Source organism: Streptomyces sp. 8P21H-1, assembly GCF_013302945.1.
The window spans coordinates 4,786-9,050 of record NZ_JABTYA010000001.1 but is presented as its reverse complement, the minus strand read 5'-3'; the positions used below and the strand labels follow the sequence as shown (position 1 = coordinate 9,050).

Sequence of the window (4,265 nt, the reverse complement as noted above, 5' to 3'; positions counted from 1 at the left end):
CCGCCCGGGCGGCCGCCGGGTGGGCCGCCGCTCGGGACGGCGAGCGGGCCGCCGCGAACCGGACGGCTTCCGTCCGCGCCCCCAGCCGTCCGCGAACGTCGCGACGGCCGCGAGCAGTACCACGGCGACGAGCGCGAGCCACCACGACGTGTTCATGCGTACGACGGTACCCGGCACGCCCCCGCCCACGCCTGCCCGCTCCCGCCGCGCCCGCCACCGGTCCGGAAGGCCCCCGAACCGGTGACAGCGCAGGTGAGTTCCCCCACAACGGCCCTCCGCGGAGGAGCGGCCCGCGCTCCCGCGCCTTACGCTCGACGGACCGTACGACCCTCGTCACGCTCCCGTGACGACCTTCGTGACGACCTTCGTCACGACTCCCGTCACGACCCCCGTCTCACTTCCCGCCAGCGGAGGTTTCTGCTCTATGAAGCTCACCGTCGTCGGCTGCTCGGGGTCGTTCCCGTCCGCGGAATCGGCCTGTTCGAGCTACCTCGTCGAGGCCGACGGCTTCCGGCTGCTTCTCGACATGGGCAACGGTGCCCTCGGCGAGCTGCAGCGCCACTGCGGTCTCTACGACCTCGATGCGATTTTCCTCAGCCATCTGCACGCCGACCACTGCATCGACATGTGCGCGTACTTCGTCGCGCGCTACTACCGCCACGACGGCGGCCGCTGCGATCCGATCCCGGTCTACGGACCCGAGGGCACGGAGCAGCGCCTCACCACCGCGTACGCGGACACCCCCTCCGCCTCCTCCATGAGCGAGGTCTTCGACTTCCACACGGTCAAGCCGGGTTCCTTCGAGATCGGCCCCTTCTCGGTGCACACCGAGAAGGTCAGCCATCCCGTGGAGGCGTACGGCATCCGCGTGGAGCACGACGGGCGTTCGCTGACGTACTCCGGGGACACGGGCGTGTGCGACTCGCTCGACGAACTGGCCCGCGACACCGACCTGTTCCTCTGCGAGGCCGCGTTCACGCACGGCAAGGAGGACATCCCGGACCTCCACCTCAACGGCCGCGAGGCCGGCGAGACCGCGGCCCGCGCCGGAGCCCGCCGCCTCGTCCTCACCCACATCCCGCCGTGGACGGACCCCCTGGTCAACCTGGCGCACGCCCGCGAGGCGTTCGCGGGACCGGTGGAGCTGGCGACGCCGCGGACGACGTACGACATCTGAGGTCCGGCATCCGGCACCCGAGGACGGCATCCGGCATCCGAGGACGGCGCACACACGAGGGGAGGGCCCCGGAACCGAGTGGTTCCGGGGCCCTCCCGTCGTACCGGGGATACCGGGGGCTCACGCCTTGGTGAGGTCCTCGACCTCCTCCTCGGGCTCGCGGCCCGGGGTGGTGAGGTTGAACTTGATGATCGCGAAGCGGAAGGTCACGTAGTAGATCGCCGCGAAGACCAGACCGATCGGGATGATCAGCCACGGCTTGGTCGCGAGGTTCCAGTTCAGGAAGTAGTCGATGGCACCGGCCGAGAAGCTGAAGCCGTGGTGCACGCCCAGCGCCCAGGTGATGGCCATCGAGAGGGCGGTCAGGATCGCGTGGATCACGTACAGGAGCGGCGCGATGAACATGAACGCGAACTCGATCGGCTCGGTGATGCCCGTGACGAACGACGTCAGCGCGAGGGAGACCATCATGCCGCCGACGGCCTTGCGGCGCTCGGGGCGGGCGCAGTGCGTGATCGCGAGGGCGGCGGCCGGCAGCGCGAACATCATGATGGGGAAGAAGCCCGTCATGAACTGGCCTGCGGTCGGGTCACCGTGGAAGAAGCGGGGCAGGTCACCGTGCCAGACGGCGCCCGCGGAGTCCGTGTAGCTGCCGATCTCCTGCCAGGCGACCGTGTTCACGAACTGGTGCATGCCGACCGGGAGCAGCGCGCGGTTGATCGCGCCGAAGATACCGGCGCCGACCGAGCCGAGGCCGGTCATCCACTCGCCGAAATTGGTGATGACGTCGCCGACGGGCTCCCAGACCAGGCCGAAGAAGACGCCGACGGCGGTGCCGATGAAGGCCATCAGGATCGGGACGAGGCGCCGGCCGTTGAAGAAGCCGAGCCAGTCGGGCAGCTTGGTGCGGTGGAACCGCTGCCAGGTGACCGCGGCTATCAGGCCCATGATGATGCCGCCGAACACCTTGGGGTCGTTGTAGGTCGCGGCGACGTCCGCGCCGTCCTGGACCTTGGCCTCGGTGATCGGGAACGCGGTGAGCACGTTCTTGTAGACCAGGAAGCCGACCAGCGCCGCGAGGGCGGTGGAGCCGTCGGACTTCTTGGCGAAACCGATGGCGATGCCGACGCAGAACAGCAGCGGCAGGTTGGCGAAGACCGCGTCGCCGGCGGTGGCGAACACGGACGCCACCTTGTCCCAGCCGAGTCCGTCGGCGCCGAACACGTCGGGCTGTCCGAGGCGGAGCAGAATACCGGCGGCCGGCAGCACGGCGATGGGGAGCTGCAGACTGCGGCCGACCTTCTGCAGGCCCTGGAACAGGCCGGAGCCCCACTTCTTCGTGGGGGCCGCCGGAGCTGTGGCGGTGGTCATTGTTCCTCCATGTGCTGCGTGCTGCCGGATGGGCAGCGTCCGCGTGGTCTACACCACTCAGTGGTGTAGACCTGTTGTAGCACGGTGAAGGTGAGATAAGGAACCCACGGATTCTACGGCCGGGAGCGGAGTGGCAGGAGTCGCCACATATCCGTCCGAAACCACCCGAAGGGCCCCCGGCGAGCTCCCGGCGGGCTCCCGGCGGGCTCCCCGAGGGCCCTCCGGGAACGGGCGCGTCATCAGGCCTTGGTCACGTCCTCGACCTCCTCCTCCGGCTCCCGCCCCGGCGTCGGCAGGTCGAACCTCGTGATCGCGAAACGGAACACCGCGTAGTACACGGCCGCGAAGACCAGACCGATCGGGATGATCGCCCAGGGTCTGGTGGCCAGGTTCCAGTTGATGACGTAGTCGATCAGACCGGCCGAGAAACTGAAGCCGTCGTGCACGCCCAGCCCCCACGTCACCGCCATGGACACGCCCGTGAGCACCGCGTGCACCGCGTACAGCACCGGCGCGATGAACACGAACGAGTACTCGATCGGCTCGGTGATGCCCGTGACGAACGACGTCAGCGCGATCGACAGCATCAGCCCGCCGATCTCCTTGCGGCGGTGCGGCTTCGCGCAGTGCGCCATGGCCAGGCACGCGGCCGGCAGCGCGAACATCATGATGGGGAAGAAGCCGGACGTGAACTGGCCCGCGTCCGGGTCGCCCGCCAGGAACATGTTGATGTCCCCGTGCACCACCGTGCCGTCCGGCCGCGTGTAACTGCCGAACTGGAACCACATGGGCACGTTCAGGAACTGGTGCAGCCCGATCACCAGCAGCGCGCGGTTCGCCAGTCCGAAGACCCCGGCGCCCCACGCCCCCAGACTGACCAGCCAGTCGCTGAAGTCCTCCAGACCCCGGCCGATCGGCGGCCACACCCACAGGCAGAGCGCGGCGAACGCGATCGCCACGAACGCCATGATGATCGGCACGAGCCGGCGGCCGTTGAAGAAGCCGAGCCAGTCGACCAGCCTCGTACGGTGGTAGCGCTGCCAGAGGTAGGCCGCCAGCAGCCCGATGACGATGCCGCCGAACACACCGGGATTCTGGTACGTGAAGGCCGTCACCGTGCCGTCCTGCGCCCGGCACCCCGTGGCCACCGCCTCCGCCCCGTCCGCGCAGTCCTGCGGGAACTGCCGCAGCACGTTGTAGTAGACGAGGAAGCCCGCCACGGCGGCCAGGGCCGTCGAACCGTCCGCCTTCCTCGCCATGCCGATGGCAACGCCCACGCAGAACAGCAGCGGCAGCCCGAGCGAACCGTCGAGCAGCGCGCTGCCCGCGCCCGCCATCACCTTGGAGACGTCCGTCCACCCGAGGCCGTCGGCCCCGAACACGTCCGGCTGCCCCAGGCGGTTGAGGATGCCCGCGGCCGGCAGTACGGCGATGGGCAGCTGAAGGCTCCGGCCCATCTTCTGCAGGCCCTGGAACAGATCGCCCCAGCGGGAACGCGCGGGCGCGGCCGCACTGTCGGTACTCATGGCTGTCCTCCTGCGTCCCTGGGCCCCGGGTCCCTGGTCCCCGGGCCCCCGCGGCGCCACCGCGCCTCCGGGACGAGGCGGGTTTGGCGGCCGTCCAAAACTGGTGTAGACCAGTCGGCGAACGGTTTGCGCTGTCGTGATCGCCATCCTTCGGCAAGGGCGCCGCAACCGCTCGCGAAGATGGGCCAACT

General features: G+C 69.5%; 3 protein-coding genes and 1 pseudogene. 1 reads left to right on the top strand and 3 read right to left on the bottom strand.

Annotated features, from left to right (window positions below):
- Nucleotides 1-156, bottom strand: a pseudogene (locus HO151_RS07060) (type II toxin-antitoxin system PemK/MazF family toxin); the annotation flags it as partial.
- Between the two features lie 268 nt (nucleotides 157-424).
- On the opposite strand from HO151_RS07060, the gene HO151_RS00065 reads away from it, so the two are divergent.
- Nucleotides 425-1,177, top strand: coding sequence for an MBL fold metallo-hydrolase (locus tag HO151_RS00065; protein WP_173894094.1), 753 nt, complete (start codon nucleotides 425-427; stop codon nucleotides 1,175-1,177).
- 120 nt (nucleotides 1,178-1,297) lie between these two features.
- On the opposite strand, the gene HO151_RS00060 is transcribed toward HO151_RS00065, so the two are convergent.
- Both HO151_RS00060 and HO151_RS00055 read right to left on the bottom strand, forming a co-directional pair.
- Complete coding sequence (locus HO151_RS00060; RefSeq protein WP_173894093.1) at nucleotides 1,298-2,548, bottom strand: PTS transporter subunit EIIC; 1,251 nt, start codon at nucleotides 2,546-2,548, stop codon at nucleotides 1,298-1,300.
- 239 nt (nucleotides 2,549-2,787) lie between these two features.
- Nucleotides 2,788-4,074: a PTS transporter subunit EIIC gene (locus tag HO151_RS00055; RefSeq protein ID WP_173894092.1), complete on the bottom strand. Its 1,287-nt coding sequence runs from the start codon at nucleotides 4,072-4,074 to the stop codon at nucleotides 2,788-2,790.
- Nucleotides 4,075-4,265: the final 191 nt, after the last annotated feature.

Coding starts and splice junctions, on each gene's coding strand:
- HO151_RS00065 (WP_173894094.1), top strand. CDS start 425: ATGAAGCTCACCGTCGTCGGCTGCTCGGGGTCGTTCCCGTCCGCGGAA.
- HO151_RS00060 (WP_173894093.1), bottom strand. CDS start 2,548: ATGACCACCGCCACAGCTCCGGCGGCCCCCACGAAGAAGTGGGGCTCC.
- HO151_RS00055 (WP_173894092.1), bottom strand. CDS start 4,074: ATGAGTACCGACAGTGCGGCCGCGCCCGCGCGTTCCCGCTGGGGCGAT.